Raw genomic sequence first — 16,494 nt, forward strand, 5'->3', positions numbered from 1 at the left:
GACATGGCCGACAAGACCCGTAACCAGATACGCTTCATCCTGAACGGCGCCGATGTCGCGCTGAACGACATCGCCCCCGACGCGACCCTGCTCGCCTGGCTGCGGTTGAACCGCTCGCTGCGCGGCACCAAGGAAGGCTGTGCCGAGGGCGATTGCGGCGCCTGCACGGTGCTGGTCGGCAAGCTCTCGGTCGAGGGCCTGGTCTATGAAAGCGTCAATGCCTGCATCCGCTTCATGGGCTCGCTCGACGGCACCCATGTCGTCACCGTCGAGCATCTGCGCGGCAATGGCGAACAGCTTCACCCCGTGCAGCAGGCGATGGTCGATTTCCATGGCTCGCAATGCGGTTTCTGCACGCCTGGCTTCGTCATGTCGCTCTATGCGCTGTGGATGAAGACGCCCAACCCGTCCGACGCGGCGATCGAAAAGGCGCTGCAGGGCAATCTCTGCCGCTGTACCGGCTACGAGGCGATCATGCGCGCCGCGCGCGCCATATCAAGCTACGGCAAGGCGGCGAAGGACTCGCTGGCAGTGGAGCGCAAGGATATCACTGCACGGCTGGGAGCGCTGCGCGACGGCGCCAGGGTCGAGGTCGGTTCGGGTAAGGAGCGGCTGATCGTGCCGGCTGACGTCGACGATTTCGCCATGGCGCTCGAGAAGGAGCCTGGCGCCACCATCGTTGCCGGCTCGACCGATGTCGGGCTGTGGGTCACCAAGCATATGCGCGACATTTCGCCGGCTATCTTCATCGGTGGCCTCGACGGCTTGCGCACGATCTCGGAGGCCGATGGCGTGATTACGGTCGGCGCCGGCGTGACTTACAGCGAAGCCTTCGCAACGCTTTCCAGGCGCATCCCGGCCTTGGGACCGCTGGTCGACCGCATCGGCGGCGAGCAGGTGCGCAACATGGGCACCATCGGCGGCAACATCGCCAATGGCTCGCCGATCGGCGACACGCCGCCGCCGCTGATCGCGCTCGGCGCGCGGCTAACGCTCCGCAAGGGCAATGCCCGACGCACGATCCCGCTCGAAACCTTCTTCATTGCCTATGGCAAGCAGGATCGGCAGCCCGGCGAATTCGTCGAGGCCGTCCATGTGCCCGTGCCGGCAGAGGGCACGAAATTTGCCGTCTACAAGGTCACCAAGCGCCGCGACGAGGACATTACTGCTACCCTCGGCGCCTTCTATCTGACCGAAGCCAAGGACGGCACCGTGGCGGATATCCGTATCGCCTATGGCGGCATGGCGCCGACGCCGAAGCGGGCGACTGCGGTTGAAACCGCCCTTATCGGCAAAGTCTGGAGCGAAGCGACTGTCGAGGCCGCGATGGCCGAATATGCCAGCGACTTCACGCCAATTACCGATATGCGTGCAACCGCCGAGTATCGGGGGCTGGCGGCGAAGAATCTTTTGCTGCGCTTTTATGTCGAAACCACCGGCACCAGGGCGCCGTTCCAAGTGACCCGCAACGAGGCGGCCTGATGAACAAGCACGCCACTCCCAACCTCAAGGCCGAAAAAATCGTCGGCGGCGTCGCCACCGAGCAGCGGCACGATTCCGCGCACAAGCATGTCAGCGGCGCCGCCGTCTATATCGACGATATGCCTGAGCCTGCCGGCACGCTGCATGTCGGCCTTGGCCTCGCCAAGGTCGCGCACGGCACGCTGAAGAGCATCGATTTGTCGGCGGTGCGATCGGTTCCCGGCGTCGTCGATGTGCTGACCTGTGCCGACGTGCCCGGCGAGAACGACGTCTCGCCAAGCAACATGCATGACGATCCGGTGCTCGCCGAGCACAAGGTGCTATTCTACGGCCAGCCGATCTTCGGCGTGGTAGCCGAGACACGCGAGGCGGCGCGCCGCGCGGCACGCCTGGCTAGGATCGAATATGACGAGCTTCCGGCTGTGATCGACATCTGGGACCTCGACCCGGTCAAGGACAAGCAGGTCACCACGCCGCTGATCCTGAAGCGCGGCGATGCGGCCGCGGCGATTGCGGCGGCACCCCGCCGCATCAAGAACCGCATGTGGCTTGGCGGCCAGGACCATTTCTACCTCGAGGGCCAGGTCTCGCTGGCGATCCCCGGTGAGGACGACGAGGTGATCGTCTATTGCTCGACGCAGGGGCCGAGCGAGACGCAGCATCTGGTTGCGCATGCGCTCGGCGTGCCGAGCCATGCGGTGACGGTGGAAGTGCGCCGCATGGGCGGCGGCTTCGGCGGCAAGGAGACGCAGGCCAACCAATGCGCGGCCATAGCCGCCATCGCGGCCAAGAAGCTGGGGCGCGCGGTGAAGATCAGGCTCGACCGCGACGAGGACATGACCGCCACGGGCAAGCGGCATGATTTCGCCATCGACTACGAGGTCGGCTTCGACGACGAAGGCAATATCCTCGGCGTCGATTTCACCTATGCCCTGCGCTGCGGCTTCTCCGCCGACCTGTCCGGTCCGGTCGGCGACCGGGCGCTCTTCCATTGCGACAACGCCTATTTCTATCCGGCGGTGCACGCGAAATCGGCGCCGCTTTTCACCAATACGGTCTCGAACACCGCCTTCCGCGGCTTTGGCGGCCCGCAAGGCATGGTCGGCGCGGAGCGCGTCGTCGACGAAGTGGCCTTCGCGGTCGGCAAGGATCCGCTCGAAATCCGCAAGCTCAATTTCTATGACCCGATGGATGCGATCGGCGAACGCTGCCTCACGCCCTATCACCAGAAGGTCGAGGACAACATCATCCACCGCATCGTCGCTGAGCTGGAGGAAAGCGCCAATTACGCGCGGCGGCGGCGCGAGATCAGCGCCTTCAACAACAACAGCCGCTTCATCAAGCGCGGCCTGGCGCTGACGCCGGTCAAGTTCGGCATTTCCTTCACAAAGACCGAGGCCAACCAGGCCGGCGCCCTGGTGCATGTCTATGCCGACGGCTCGGTGCATATGAACCATGGCGGCACCGAAATGGGCCAGGGCCTGCATCTCAAGGTGGCGCAGGTCGTCGCCGAGGAATTCCAGATCGATCTCGACCGGGTCAAGATCACCGCCACCACCACAGCCAAGGTGCCGAACACCTCGCCGACGGCGGCATCTTCCGGCGCCGACCTCAACGGCATGGCGGCGCAGGATGCCGCTCGGCAGATCCGCAAGCGGCTGACCGATTTCGCGGCCGAAAAATACCAGGTGCCGCTCGACCAGGTCGTGTTCCTGCCCAACCGGGTGCGCATCGGCAACCAGGAAATCGCCTTCAACGATCTGGTCAAGCAAGCCTACATGAACCGCGTCCAGCTCTCGGCGGCTGGCTTCTACAAGACGCCGAAGATCCATTGGGACCGCAGCAAGGGCCGCGGCCATGCCTTCTACTACTACGCCTATGGCGCGGCCTGCTCGGAAGTCTCGGTCGATACGCTGACCGGCGAATATGTCGTCGAGCGTACCGACATTCTGCACGATGCCGGCCGCTCGCTGAACCGCGCGATCGACCTCGGCCAGGTCGAGGGCGGCTTCATCCAGGGCATGGGCTGGCTGACGACGGAAGAGCTTTGGTGGGACAACGGCGGCCGGCTGCGCACGCATGCACCGTCGACCTACAAGATCCCGCTCGCTTCCGACCGGCCAAAAATCTTCAACGTCAAGCTGACCGACTGGTCGTCGGCCTACGAGCCGACCATCCATCGCTCCAAGGCGGTCGGCGAGCCGCCGCTGCCACACGGCATGTCGGTGCTGCATGCGCTCTCCGACGCGGTGGCGAGTGTCGCCGATCACAGGATCTGCCCGCGCCTCGACGCCCCGGCGACGCCGGAACGGGTGCTGTTGGCGATCGAAAGGCTGAAGCGGGAAGCCGCAAAGCCGGCCTGAACGGGCCAAAACGTGCAATTCGAGGCGCGAAACGCTATATTTCCTGGGTGGAAATGCAGACGATGAACTCGAAAGTGCAAAGCCTGAAGGCGTTTCTCGGCCAGGCAGGCCGGGCCGCGCTCGTCGAGGTCGCGGCCACCAAGGGCTCGACCCCGCGCGAAGCCGGCGCCTTCATGCTCGTCTCACCATCGGCGATTTTCGGCACCATCGGCGGCGGCCAGCTTGAATTCATGGCGATCGACAAGGCGCGACAGATGCTTTTCTCCCCCCTTGAGGGGGCGATGGCCGCGAAGCGGCCAGAGGGGGTGCTCTCAGAAGGCGAGAGAGCGCCGAGCACTGCGCCGGCGACCCCACCCGATGGCTTGGCCGCCACCCTCCCCTCGAGGGGGAGGGAAGCCCGCATCGAGGTCGACGAAACCTGCGCGACCCTGGATGTTCCACTGGGTCCTGAAATCGGCCAATGCTGCGGCGGCCGAGTCGAGGTTCTGATCCGCTTGGTTGACGCTAGGATCGAACAGGAACTGATCGCCAAGGCCGAGGCCGAGGAGGCGCATCTGCCGCATGTCTATGTCTTTGGCGGCGGCCATGTCGGCCAGGCGCTGGCCGCGTCGTTGGCGCTGCTGCCCATTCATGTGGAGGTCGTCGAGACGCGGGCCGATGCGCTGGAAGGCATGCCGGAAACGGTTGAGACGCGGCTGACGCCGATGCCCGAAGCGGTGGTGCGCGAAGCCCGGGCGGGATCGGCCTTCGCCATCCTCACCCATGACCATGCGCTCGATTTCTTGATCGTCGCCGAGGCGCTGAAGCGCGACGACGCCGCCTATGTCGGCATGATCGGCTCGAAGACCAAGAAGGCGACGTTCAAGAACTGGTTCCTGAAGTCCAACGAGGGCAGCGAGGCGCAGTTCAACCGCCTCTTCTCGCCGATCGGCAGCAATACCGTGAAGGACAAGCGCCCGCCGGTGATCGCCGCGCTCGCCGCCGCCGAAATCATGACGGCGCTGGTGTCGCATGCGGCCCAGGCCTCGGCCGCGCCCGCAAAGGCGATGGCCGGCTGATTCAGCCGGCCATGGGAGGAGCCTAGCCGGCTATTCCTTTTCCTGCGTATGCGCTTCGAGGAACCACAGCAATTTGTCGAGCGAACGCGAGTAGGCGGTAAAGATGTCGGCGGTGTCGGCATCGCCGGCGTCGTCCGCCTCGTCGATCGCCTCACGCGCCAGCCTGGCAGCCGTGGCATAACGGTCGATCAGCGCCGCCAGATGATCCTTAGTCTTGTGGATGTCGGTTGGATAGGGCTGGAGCTTCGTTGCCCTCGACACGTCCTGCGAGGTGCCGTGCGCGGTGCCGCCGAGCTGCACGGCGCGTTCTGCGATGATGTCGACATGGCCGTCGATCTCCTCGCGGAATTCGTCGAGCATCTCATGGATGGCGATGAACTGCGGTCCCTTGACGTTCCAGTGCGCCTGCTTGGTGACCAGCGCTAGGTCGATGGCATCGGCAAGCCTGGCATTGAGAAGATCGATCGATTCCTTCTTGGCGTCGGATTTGAGGTCGTTCTTGGTGACAATGGCGTCCATGGTCGGCTCCTGTGGCGCTGGGTCGCTGCGAAAGCTGGGGACTGGTCTCGAAGGGCGGCCGTGCAGCCGCCAATCGCCAGAACGGGGACGGAGCGGGTTTCGTTCCGCATCGGATCGAGGGGCGCACACTGGCGAAGGTATGACTGATGCTCACAGCTGCTCGTCGCTTTCTTCGTTTCCCAAACCGGATTGAACCGTGTTTTCTGCACGCCTGACGAACACGAATGACGAACACGGGACGAGCGACGTGGATGTTTTGCGCATAGCGGCGTTTTCGGACGGCAACAGCGGCGGCAACCCGGCCGGCGTGGTGATTGGCGAGGTTCTGCCCGACGCCGCAGACATGCAGCGCGTCGCTGCAGAGGTCGGCTTTTCCGAGACCGCCTTTGCCGCACGTGAAGGGGAAGGCTGGCGTGTCCGCTACTTTTCGCCCGAATCGGAAGTGCCGTTCTGCGGCCACGCCACCATCGCGCTGGGCGCGGCGTTGGTCAGAAGGTTCGGCGACGGAATTTTCAAGCTGCTCCTGAACCAGGCCGCCATCACCGTCGAAGGGTTTCGCGACGGCGCCAATTTTGCCGCCGCCCTGCAGTCGCCGCCGACGCGCAGCCGGGCGGCCCCGTCGGAGCTGGCCGGCGAAACCCTGGCGATGTTCGGTTACCAGGAGGGCGATCTCGATCCCGCCATTCCGCCCGCGCTGGTTCATGGCGGCGCCGACCATCTGGTGCTGGCCTTGAAGTCGCGCAAGGCGCTCGCCGCCATGGCCTATGACCTGAAACAGGGGCGGGCCCTGATGCGGCGCGAGGGACTGGTAACGATCCTGCTCGCCTATGCCGAAACGCCGCGTCTCTTCCACACGCGCAATCCCTTCGCTTCCGGCGGCGTCTATGAGGATCCGGCGACCGGCGCTGCCACCGCCGCCTTTGCCGGCTATCTGCGCGACATTGGCTGGGCGCATGGCGGCGCGGTCGACATCGTTCAGGGCGAGGATATGGGCATGCGCTCGCGGCTGCATGCCGATATTCCGCCCACCCCGGGCAGCTCGATCCGGGTATCCGGCACAGCCCGCCTGATGGACGAAGACTGAGTGTGGTCACCCACGCGAAGGCGCGTGCCCGCCAGCCTACTTGCCGGCAAGAATGTCCTTGATCAGCCGCTGGCAGCGATCGGCCATGAAGTCGAGCAGCAGGCGGACCTTCGGATCCTGCAGCTTCTTGTGCGGATAGACGGCGGCGAACTGGACCGGCGTCGGCGGCGTCTTTGCCAGGATCACTCTCAGCCGCTGGTCGCGGATGAACGGCTCGACCTCGAAGCGCGGCTTGTTGATGATGCCGCGCCCCGACAGCGCCCAGCCTGTCAGCACATCGCCATCGTCCGTATCGTAGGGTCCATGCACCTCGAATTTCTGCGGACCGTTCGGCGTCTGCAGCGTCCAGACATATTCGCGCGTGCCGGAATAGCGCAGCATCAGGCAATCATGTTTCTTGCCGATCAGTTCCTGCGGCTCGACCGGCTCGCCGCGCGCCTCGAGGTATTTCGGCGCCGCGACCAGCACGCGCTCGCATTCCATGATGCCGCGCATCCGAAGGCTGGAATCCTCGATGATGCCAAGCCGGAAGGCGACGTCGATGCCTTCCTTCATGATGTCGACATTGTGGTCGGAGAGTCTCAGCCGCACCTCGATATCGGGGTATTTGTCGTGGAAATCCGGAATGCCCGAGGCGATCAGCCGCCGGCCGAGGCCGAGCGGCGCCGTCACCTTGATCGTGCCGCGCGGCTGGCCGGAAAGTGCTGCGACCGCGGCCTCCGCCTCGGTGATCGCGTCCAGCACCTGCTTGGCGCCGGTGTAGAACACCGTGCCGTGCTCGGTCGGCATCAGCTGCCTCGTGGTGCGGTTGAACAGCCGCACGCCGAGGTGCTTCTCCAACTCCTTGATGCGGTTGGAGGCGACCGCCGGCGAGATGCGCATGTCGCGCCCGGCCGCCGACAGATTGCCGAGCTCGACGACGCGGACGAAGACGGCGATATTGTCGAGATAGGCCATGCGACGGTCGTGGCTCTCAAATGGCTGCGTGGGACGACCCTAGTATTTTCCATTTTTTTTTGAAAGTCATCGCGCGCCCCGCCTCTTTTCGTTTGCGCTCCAGACCGTAAAGTCGCCTGATCGGCAGGGACGATTTCCCAGGGGCGACTCGATGATGGATTTTGCGATTTTCTGGGACTGGCTGAGCTTCGCCGTCCGCTGGCTGCATGTCATCACCGGCATCGCCTGGATCGGCTCGTCCTTCTATTTCGTCGCCCTCGATCTCGGGCTGCGCCAGCGTCCCGGCCTGCCCGCCGGCGCCTTCGGCGAGGAGTGGCAGGTGCATGGCGGCGGCTTCTACCACATCCAGAAATATCTCGTGGCGCCGGCCGAAATGCCGGAGCACCTGACCTGGTTCAAATGGGAATCCTACGCCACCTGGCTGTCGGGCTTCGCCATGCTTTGCGTGGTCTACTATGCCGGCGCCGACCTCTTCCTGATCGACCCCAACGTGCTCAACATCTCGGTGCCCGTCGGCATCCTCTTGTCGCTCGCCACGATCGGCGTCGGCTGGATCGTCTACGACCTGCTCTGCCGCTCGCCGCTCGGCAAAAGCGATACCGGCCTGATGCTGGTGCTCTACTGCGTGCTGGTCTTCATCGCCTGGGGGCTGACCCACCTCTTCACCGGCCGCGCCGCCTTCCTGCATCTCGGCGCCATCACCGCCACGATCATGTCGGCCAATGTCTTCATGGTCATCATCCCCAACCAGAAGATCGTCGTCGCCGACCTGATCGCCGGCCGCAAGCCGGACCCGAAATACGGCAAGATTGCCAAGCAGCGCTCGCTGCACAACAACTACCTGACCTTGCCGGTGCTGTTTCTGATGCTGTCGAACCACTACCCGCTGGCCTTCGGCACGCAGTTCAACTGGGTCATCGCCTCGCTGGTCTTCATCATCGGCGTGCTGATCCGGCACTATTTCAACACGGTGCACGCGAGGAAGGGCAACCCGACCTGGACCTGGCTGGGTGCCGCCGTGCTGTTCATGATCGTCATCTGGCTGTCGACCGTGCCCAAGGTGCTGACAGCGGAGCCCAAGGCCTCCGCCGCATCCGCCGCTGCCCAGGTCTACATCGCCTCGGCGCATTTTCCGGCCGTGCGCGACACCGTGCTCGGCCGTTGCTCGATGTGCCATACCGAAGAGCCGGCCTATGAAGGAATCTACCATGCGCCGAAGGGCGTGTTGCTCGACACCGACGCGCGCATCGCCGAGCATGCCCGGGAGATCTACCTCCAGGCCGGCCGCGCGCATGCCATGCCGCCCGCCAACGTCACTCAGATAACCGACCAGGAACGGGCCCTTTTGGTGGCCTGGTTCGAAGGCGCCGGAAAGTAAGCATGACCTCGAAACTCCTGCGCGGCCGCACGCTCTCCTTCCTGCGCTGGCCCGAAGCAATCGACGACCATTCCGCCTGGCGCTACGAGGAGGATGGCGGGCTGCTGATCGACGACGGCAAGATCATTGCCGCCGGTCCGCATGCCGAGATCGCCAAGCGTGCCGGCGCCGGCGTCGAGACGATCGACCATCGCCCGCATCTCATCCTGCCGGGCTTCATCGACGCACATGTGCATGTGCCGCAGATGCAGATCATCGCGTCCTACGGCGCCGAGCTGCTCGACTGGCTGAACAAATACACCTTTCCGGAGGAGTCGAAATTCGCGAACGCGCAGCATGGCCGCCGCATCGCCAGGCTCTTCCTCGACGAGATGCTGCGCCAGGGCACGACGACGGTCGTCGCCTATTGCTCGGTGCACAAATCGTCGGCCGAAGCCTTCTTCGCCGAATCGCACGACCGCAATATGCTCAACATCGCCGGCAAGGTGATGATGGACCGCAATGCGCCGGAGGGCGTGCTGGACACGCCCCAGACCGGCTATGACGACAGCAAGGCGCTGATTGCCGAATGGCACGGCAAGGGCCGCCAGCTCTATGCCATCACCCCGCGCTTCGCCATCACCTCCTCGCCCGAGCAGATGGAGATGGCCGGCGCGCTCTGCCGTGAGCATCCCGATCTGCACATGCAGACGCATCTGTCGGAAAACCACGCCGAGATCGCCTTCACCCAGGAGCTCTACCCCTGGTCGCGCGACTACACCGCCGTCTATGAGCATTACGGCCTGCTGGGCAAAAAGAGCCTTTTCGGCCACTGCATCCATCTATCCGAGCGCGAAGCCGATGCGCTGTCGCAATCGGGTTCGATTGCGGTGTTCTGCCCGACCTCCAATCTCTTCCTCGGTTCCGGCCTGTTCGACTACCAGCGCTACCGCCGTCGCGAAAAGCCGCTCAGGATCGCTGCCGCCAGCGATGTCGGCGGCGGCACCAACTATTCGATGCTGCGGACCATGGACGAGGGCTACAAAGTCATCGCGCTGAATGGCGAGAAGCTCAACCCCTTCCAGTCCTTCTGGCAGCTGACACGCGGCAATGCCGAGGCGCTGTCTGTCGCCGAAAAAATCGGCACGCTGGAAGAAGGCACGGATGCCGACATCGTCGTGCTCGACGCCAACGCCACGCCGGCGATGCGGCTGAGGATGGAGACGGTGGAGACCCTGGCGGAGGAGCTCTTCCTGCTGCAGACGCTGGGCGACGACCGCGCCGTGAGCGAGGTCTATGTGGCGGGCCGGCCGGCCAAGAGCGCGATTGTCGCATAGATTAAACGTGCTCGTCGCTTGACCCCGCGTCAGCCATCGGCCAAAGCGTGCGTCGACATTGACAGGGGAAACGCCATGGCTGCCGCCGACGACATCGCTCTGATCAAGAAACAGGAAGCCACGCTGGTCTTTCCGGCCTTCGACGAGGCCGTGGCCTTCCAGATAGGCGCGGCGATCAGGGAGCGGGCGCTCAACGAAAACTTGCCGATCATCGTCGACATCAGGACCTTCGACCGTCCCCTATTCTACGCCGCCATGCCGGGCTCCAACGCCTCCAACCCCGATTGGGCGCGGCGCAAGATCAATGTCGTCAAGCGCTATCTCACAAGCACCTATCGCATGGTGCTGGAGCAGCAGCGACCCGACCGCACCTTCAAGGTCGGCGAAGCGCTCGACATCGCCGACTATGTGCTGGCCGGCGGCGGCTTTCCCGTCGCGGTGAAGGGTGCAGGCGTGATCGGCGTCATCGCCGTCTCCGGTCTGCCCGAACGAGAAGACCACGGTGTCGTTGTCGATGCGCTCTGCGCCCATCTCGGAGTCGATGCGAGCAAGCTCAAGTTGCCACCGGAAGAGCGATGACCGATCCAAAAACTTTCCTTACGTCGATCTTCAACGCCGCCGTCGCCGCCGCCGATCCGGAAAAGACGATCCGCAATCATTTGCCGGCAAAACCGAAGGGCCGCACCATCGTTATCGGCGCCGGCAAGGGCTCGGCGCAGATGGCGGCGGCCTTCGAGAAGGTCTGGGATGGTCCGATCGATGGGCTGGTCGTGACCCGCTACGGCTATGGCGCAAAATCCGAGCGCATCGAGATCATCGAGGCGGCGCACCCGGTGCCGGACGCCGCCGGCCTCGAAGCCTCGCGTCGGCTGCTGGAGAAGGTGCGGGGATTGACCGCGGACGATCTGGTCGTGGCGCTGATTTCGGGCGGCGGCTCGGCGCTGCTGCCGTCGCCCGCTCCCGGCCTGACTCTTGCCGACGAGATCGCCGTCAACGAGGCGCTGCTCGCTTCCGGCGCGCCGATCGCGGCGATGAACACCATCCGCAAGCACGTCTCGACCATAAAGGGCGGCCGGCTGGCCGGCGCCGCTCATCCGGCCCGGGTCGTATCGCTGGTCGTCTCCGACATTCCCGGCGACAATCCGGCGCTGGTGGCCTCGGGGCCGACCGTCCCCGACACCGGCAGCCGCGCGGATGCGCTGGCGTCGATCGCCGCCTACGGCATGAGCCTGCCGGATGCGGTCATGGCGCATATTCAGTCTGCCGCAGCCGATGCGCCACGCTCCGACGATCCGCGCTTTGCCGGCAATGAAGTGCATCTCATCGCTTCGGCCGGCGTCTCGCTGGAAGCCGCGGCCGCCGCAGCGAAGCGGCAAGGCATCGAGGCCGTCATCCTGTCGGATTCGATCGAGGGCGAGGCGCGCGAGGTCGGCGGCGTGCATGCCGCGGTTGCCCGCGAGGTGGCGACCCGTAACCGGCCTTTCGAGAAGCCGATGCTGATCCTCTCCGGCGGCGAGACGACGGTAACGCTGCGGGCGAAAGGCAAGGGCGGCCGCAATTCCGAATTCCTGCTTGCCTTCGCCATCGGCATCGATGGGGTCAGCGGCATCCATGCTTTAGCCGCGGACACCGACGGCATCGACGGCTCCGAGGACAATGCCGGCGCCTTCGCCGACGGCACGACCGTGGCGCGCATGCGTGCCGCAGGCGTCGATGCCAAGGCTATGCTTGCCGGCAACAATGCCTGGACCGCCTTCAACGCGGTCGGCGATCTGTTCGTGCCCGGTCCGACCGGGACCAACGTCAATGATCTAAGGGCGATACTCGTCCGGTAGCGCAATAAACGCTGAAGTCGTCATTCCAGGGCGAAGCAGGAGCGAAGCTCCGTCGCGGAGACCCTGGAATCCATTCCGTGACCTCGGGCATGGAATGCAGCGGAGCAGAATTGTGCATCGTTGCGACGCCTGCAGGTAACGGAATGATCCTCGGGTCTGCGCGCGCGTCGCTCCGCTCCTTGCTTCGCCCGTGGATGACGAGGCGACGGGCATCTCGCCCAATTCTCCCCAGTCGCACGACTCGTACAACAGCATCCGTCCGCGCAAGTCCCGTTCAGGCGCGCGATCGGTCAAGCAGCCATCAGCTGCTTCACCTTCTTCATATCGGTGAGAAACCGCTCCCTCTCGGCCTCCTTGTCCTCGTGCTCGCGGATGCGCAGGATGAAGGAGGGATGGATGGTGACAAAGACGCGCAAGCCGTCCTCGCGCTGGATGACATCGCCGCGCATCCTGGTGATCGGCACCGCCTTGCCGAGCAGCGACTGCGCTGCTGTCGCGCCGAGCGCCACCGCAAGATTTGGCTTGATGATGTCAAGTTCCTTGTCGAGCCACCAGCGGCAGGCACGAATTTCGCCGGCATTGGGCTTTGAATGGATCCGCCTCTTGCCGCGCGGCTCGAACTTGAAATGCTTCACCGCATTGGTCACATAGACCTTGCGGCGGTCGATCTCGGCCTGGTCCAAAATGCTGTCGAACACCTTGCCCGCGGGCCCGACGAACGGCTTGCCGGCAAGGTCCTCTTGGTCGCCGGGCTGCTCTCCAACAAACACCACGTCGGCATTCTCCGGTCCCTCGCCGAACACGGTTTGCGTAGCATCGCGCCAGAGCGGGCAACGCCGGCAACCGCTCCCCTCTTCGCGCAATGCCGGAATATCCGTACTTTCGGGCGCCACCACATCCGCCGGCTCCGGCGAAGGCCAGTGTTTTGCCTTCACTTTGGCGTGGTGCGGCGCTGGGGAGGTTGGCATCCGGGCGATCATGGCTGTCGCGGCTCTGTCCGCTCCTGCTATCAGGTCTGGAATGAGCGAGGCCTCGGGAAGGTTCCGCCAATATTTCTTCGGCATCTCCTTCTGCATCGCCTTCACCTTGAGGCGGGCCGGGTTGAAGATATTCTCGAAATAGGTCCGCCACAGCGTCTCGGCGTCGTCTTCTGCCGGCGCGTCGCGCTTGCCGGCGCCTGGGCCGATCGCCAGCCGCTCGCCGTCCCAGTCGGCCGAGGCGTGCGGCGTGAGAATCGTCCAGCGCATGCCGGCGAAGCGGCGCACGAAGAAATCGGCATTGCGCTCGACGATGAAATGGTCGGGCTCGAACCAGGCGACATAACGTTCCTCCGCGCCGTCGCCGATCTTCCGGAAGCGCACGAAGGCGCGCATCTTGTGAATGTCGCGCCGAACCGCCTTTTCCATGAACTCGAGCCTGCGGATATCCGGGTCGGAAGCGATCGACAGCAGCTTCGGTTCGACGCGCAACCGCCAGAGCAGCCGATAGAGGAAGTTGAAACGCTCGGGGTCCGAATGACAGATGACCGTCTCTGCGCGTTCGATGAAGTCGCGCGGCACGACAAGCCGCGCATCTTGTCGGCAAGCCGGCAAATCGTTGGCGCGATCATCATCGTCGTGGCCAACCTGCCAAGCCACGTCTTCCGGCGGAATATCATTCGTGGCCAGCCGGCGCGCCGCATCGCGCCAACCGGCGAAATCGGTCTCGCTTTCAAGCCGGACGAGATGAGATGCGAGGCTGAGCTGGGTCCGTGCCATGGTCAAAACAGCGAAAGCTGCTCGCAAGAGCGGGTGATGATCTGGCGCAGGCCCGACTTGTCGGTGAGCGCGCCCGGCGACCAGCCTTCCGCAGTGATGAAGGGGCGTACCTTGGCGACCGAATGGCAGAGCCGTCCGACATCTTCGAGACGCAGCCGGCGATGGCGGCGCGTCTGCAGAATCCTGTCGACGACCTTCGTGCCCAACCCCGGGACACGCAGCAGCGCCTCCCGATCGGCGCGGTTGGCGTCGACCGGGAACCGGCCGCGGTTGCGCAGCGCCCAGGCAAGTTTGGGATCGATGGCAAGGTCGAGCATGCCGTCATTGCTGCCGGCCAGGATTTCAGGCTGCGAGAAGCCGTAGAAGCGCATCAGCCAGTCCGCCTGGTAAAGCCGGTGCTCGCGCATCAAGGGCGGCTTCTGCAACGGCAGCGCCGCAGACGAATCCGGGATCGGACTGAAGGCGGAATAATAGACGCGGCGCAGATGGTAGCTGCCATAAAGCCGGGCGCTGGCGCGCAGGATGCCGTCGTCGGACGTTTTGTCGGCGCCGACAATCATCTGCGTCGACTGGCCGCCCGGCGCAAAGCGCTCGCGTTTGCGGCTCTGCAACGTTGGTTCGGCCTTCTCTTCGATCTTGCGGCGCAGCTTGGCCATGGAAAGCCGGATCGTTTCCGGCTTCTTTTCCGGGGCCAGCTTCTTCACCCCTTCGTCGGTCGGCAGCTCGACATTGATCGACAGGCGATCGGCATAACGGCCTGCTTTTTCGATCAGTTCGGCTGACGCTTCGGGAATGGTCTTGAGGTGAATATAGCCGCCGAATTTCTCCTCGATCCTGAGCCTTCGCGCCACCTCGACCATCTCGCCCATCGTCTCGTCCGGCGAGCGGATGACGCCGGAAGACAGGAACAGACCCTCGATGTAGTTGCGGCGATAAAAATCCATGGTGAGCCGCACCACCTCGTCGACGCTGAAGCGGGCTCGCCGCACATTGGAGGAGGAGCGGTTGATGCAATAGCTGCAGTCGTAAGTGCAGAAATTGGTGAGCAGGATCTTCAGCAGCGAAATGCAGCGCCCGTCCGGCGCGTAGGAATGGCAGATGCCCGAGCCCTCGGTCGAACCGATGCCGCCCGATTTCAGCGAATCGCGTTTCGCCGAACCGGACGATGCGCAGGAGGCGTCGTATTTAGCGGCGTCGGACAGGATCGCCAGTTTCTCGCGGACGGAAAGCACAGCCATGCGTTCATGATATGTTCCAGAAAGTCGCCTGGCTATAACTTTTGAGTGTCGCGGCGAAACGTGATCACTCCGTCTGCGAGGCCAAGTCCTCAGACCTCGTGGAGGTAGAGGTGGTAGTCGAGTTCGCTGACGGTGCGTGCGACGCGCAGATATTCCGCCTGCTTGATCGCCACGAAGGTCCGGTGCAGGTCGGGACCGAGCGCCGATTTCAGGAATTCGGAGCCACGTGCGGCCTCGATCGCGGCGCGCCAATCGGTCGGCATGGTGGAGGCTTCCGTTGTCTGCTCGTAACCGTTGCCGGTCGTTTCCGGTCCGGGGTCAAGGGCCTCGTCGAGGCCCTTGACGATGCCCGCCAGCACCGTCGCCGCCACAAGATAAGGGTTGGCGTCGACGCCGGACGGCCGGTGCTCGATACGCCGGTTCATCGCATCGCCCGCCGGCACGCGCAACGCCACGGAGCGGTTGTTGACGCCCCAGGTCGGCGCCACCGGCGCATAGGATTGCGCCACGAAACGCCGCCATGAATTGGCATGCGGCGCAAACACCAGCATCGATTCCGCCATGGTGTGGATCAGGCCGCCAAGCGCGTTGAGCAGGCTGGGCGACCATTTCTCGCCGGCAGATTCTGTGAAGACGTTGCGGCCGGCATCGTCCTGCAGCGAGACGTGGAAATGCATGCCCGAACCGGCATAGGCCTCGATCGGCTTGGCCATGAAGCAGGCGGTGACGCCGTGCCGGCGCGCCTGCGCCCTCACCAGCCGCTTCAGCATGACCAGGTCGTCGGCCGCCCGCATCACGTCCTTGCGGTAGTTGAGCGTCAGCTCGTACTGTCCGGGCGCATATTCGGAAATCACCGTCTCGGCCGGAATGCCTTGCGCCCTGGCGGCGGCGTAGATGTCGGAAAACAGCGGCTCCATGCCGTGCAGGTGGTCGACCGAATAGACTTCCGTTTTGCCCGAGCGGCGGCCGTCGAGCACCGCGCGCGCCGCCTGCACCTTGCCGTCGGCGTCGCGCTCATTGGCGAGCAGAAAAAATTCCAGCTCGAAGGCGCCGGCCGGATGCAGGCCGCGCGCCGCCAGGAGCTCGACTTGCCTTGCCAGCACCAGCCGCGGATCGGAGGTCATCGGCTGGCCGTCGAGACGATACATCGCCATCAGCACCTGGCCGCGCGGCGGCTTGGTGCCGTGCAGCGGCACCAGCGTGCCTGGGACCGGCCATGCCCTGAGGTCGCCGTCGCCGGTGTCCCAGATCAGCCCGGTCTCGTGGACATCCTCACCGGTGATGTCGAGGCCGAGGATCGAGATCGGCATATGCCTTCCGCCCTCGAAAATGCTCATTAGCTCGTGCCGGCGCACGATCTTGCCGCGGCCGATGCCGTTGGCGTCGGTGAGCACGATGTCGAAGGCCTCGATGTCGGGATGGGCGGCGAGAAACGCTTTCGCCTCGGCCGGCGTCGAGCCCGAAGGGGAGGTCACAACTGTGCTCGGATTGTCCATAGCCGCTTGTC

The 16,494-nt window shown here is 64.5% G+C and carries 13 protein-coding genes; 8 read left to right on the top strand and 5 right to left on the bottom strand.

The features are described 5' to 3' along the window. Positions 1 to 3: 3 nt before the first annotated feature. From xdhA to xdhC, 3 genes are all read left to right on the top strand, one after another. Positions 4 to 1,482, top strand: coding sequence for a xanthine dehydrogenase small subunit (gene xdhA / locus CK215_RS13220; protein ID WP_095831173.1), 1,479 nt, complete (start codon positions 4 to 6; stop codon positions 1,480 to 1,482). Then, positions 1,482 to 3,845: a xanthine dehydrogenase molybdopterin binding subunit gene (gene xdhB / locus CK215_RS13225; protein ID WP_095831174.1), complete on the top strand. Its 2,364-nt coding sequence runs from the start codon at positions 1,482 to 1,484 to the stop codon at positions 3,843 to 3,845. The genes xdhA and xdhB overlap by 1 nt, the downstream gene beginning before the upstream one ends. 62 nt (positions 3,846 to 3,907) lie before the next feature. Continuing rightward, entirely contained in the window at positions 3,908 to 4,903 is a 996-nt protein-coding gene (xdhC, locus tag CK215_RS13230; RefSeq protein WP_095831324.1) for a xanthine dehydrogenase accessory protein XdhC, read from the top strand. 30 nt (positions 4,904 to 4,933) lie between these two features. Here xdhC and dps read toward each other — a convergent pair whose 3' ends face one another. Continuing rightward, on the bottom strand, positions 4,934 to 5,422 hold the full coding sequence (gene dps / locus CK215_RS13235) for a DNA starvation/stationary phase protection protein Dps (protein ID WP_066995949.1): 489 nt from the start codon (positions 5,420 to 5,422) through the stop codon (positions 4,934 to 4,936). Between the two features lie 247 nt (positions 5,423 to 5,669). Between dps and CK215_RS13240 the strand changes: the two genes are divergently transcribed. Next, positions 5,670 to 6,506 carry a PhzF family phenazine biosynthesis protein gene (locus tag CK215_RS13240; protein WP_095777101.1) on the top strand — a complete coding sequence of 279 codons (837 nt, stop codon included), beginning with the start codon at positions 5,670 to 5,672 and terminating at the stop codon, positions 6,504 to 6,506. 36 nt (positions 6,507 to 6,542) lie between these two features. Here the strand turns inward: CK215_RS13240 and CK215_RS13245 are convergent, their stop codons facing one another. Continuing rightward, positions 6,543 to 7,463 (bottom strand): LysR family transcriptional regulator, encoded by a 921-nt coding sequence (locus tag CK215_RS13245; protein WP_066995946.1) that lies wholly within the window; start codon positions 7,461 to 7,463, stop codon positions 6,543 to 6,545. A 151-nt stretch (positions 7,464 to 7,614) separates the two neighbouring features. Between CK215_RS13245 and CK215_RS13250 the strand changes: the two genes are divergently transcribed. From CK215_RS13250 to CK215_RS13265, 4 genes are all read left to right on the top strand, one after another. After that, complete coding sequence (locus CK215_RS13250; protein ID WP_095776977.1) at positions 7,615 to 8,841, top strand: urate hydroxylase PuuD; 1,227 nt, start codon at positions 7,615 to 7,617, stop codon at positions 8,839 to 8,841. A 2-nt stretch (positions 8,842 to 8,843) separates the two neighbouring features. Next, positions 8,844 to 10,157, top strand: a complete 1,314-nt coding sequence (gene guaD, locus CK215_RS13255) for a guanine deaminase (RefSeq protein WP_095831175.1) — start codon at positions 8,844 to 8,846, stop codon at positions 10,155 to 10,157. 75 nt (positions 10,158 to 10,232) lie between these two features. Then, positions 10,233 to 10,736: a heme-degrading domain-containing protein gene (locus CK215_RS13260; protein ID WP_095831176.1), complete on the top strand. Its 504-nt coding sequence runs from the start codon at positions 10,233 to 10,235 to the stop codon at positions 10,734 to 10,736. Then, positions 10,733 to 11,992, top strand: a complete 1,260-nt coding sequence (locus CK215_RS13265; protein ID WP_095831177.1) for a glycerate kinase — start codon at positions 10,733 to 10,735, stop codon at positions 11,990 to 11,992. The genes CK215_RS13260 and CK215_RS13265 overlap by 4 nt, the downstream gene beginning before the upstream one ends. A gap of 290 nt (positions 11,993 to 12,282) precedes the next feature. Here the strand turns inward: CK215_RS13265 and CK215_RS13270 are convergent, their stop codons facing one another. From CK215_RS13270 to CK215_RS13280, 3 genes are all read right to left on the bottom strand, one after another. After that, on the bottom strand, positions 12,283 to 13,749 hold the full coding sequence (locus CK215_RS13270) for a UdgX family uracil-DNA binding protein (RefSeq protein ID WP_095831178.1): 1,467 nt from the start codon (positions 13,747 to 13,749) through the stop codon (positions 12,283 to 12,285). Between the two features lie 2 nt (positions 13,750 to 13,751). Beyond that, positions 13,752 to 14,987, bottom strand: a complete 1,236-nt coding sequence (locus CK215_RS13275) for a putative DNA modification/repair radical SAM protein (RefSeq protein WP_095831179.1) — start codon at positions 14,985 to 14,987, stop codon at positions 13,752 to 13,754. Positions 14,988 to 15,076: 89 nt separating this feature from the next. Beyond that, positions 15,077 to 16,483, bottom strand: a complete 1,407-nt coding sequence (locus CK215_RS13280) for a glutamine synthetase family protein (RefSeq protein WP_095831180.1) — start codon at positions 16,481 to 16,483, stop codon at positions 15,077 to 15,079. Between the last annotated feature and the right edge of the window lie 11 nt (positions 16,484 to 16,494).

The organism is Mesorhizobium sp. WSM3864 (assembly GCF_002294955.1).
GTDB lineage: Bacteria > Pseudomonadota > Alphaproteobacteria > Rhizobiales > Rhizobiaceae > Mesorhizobium.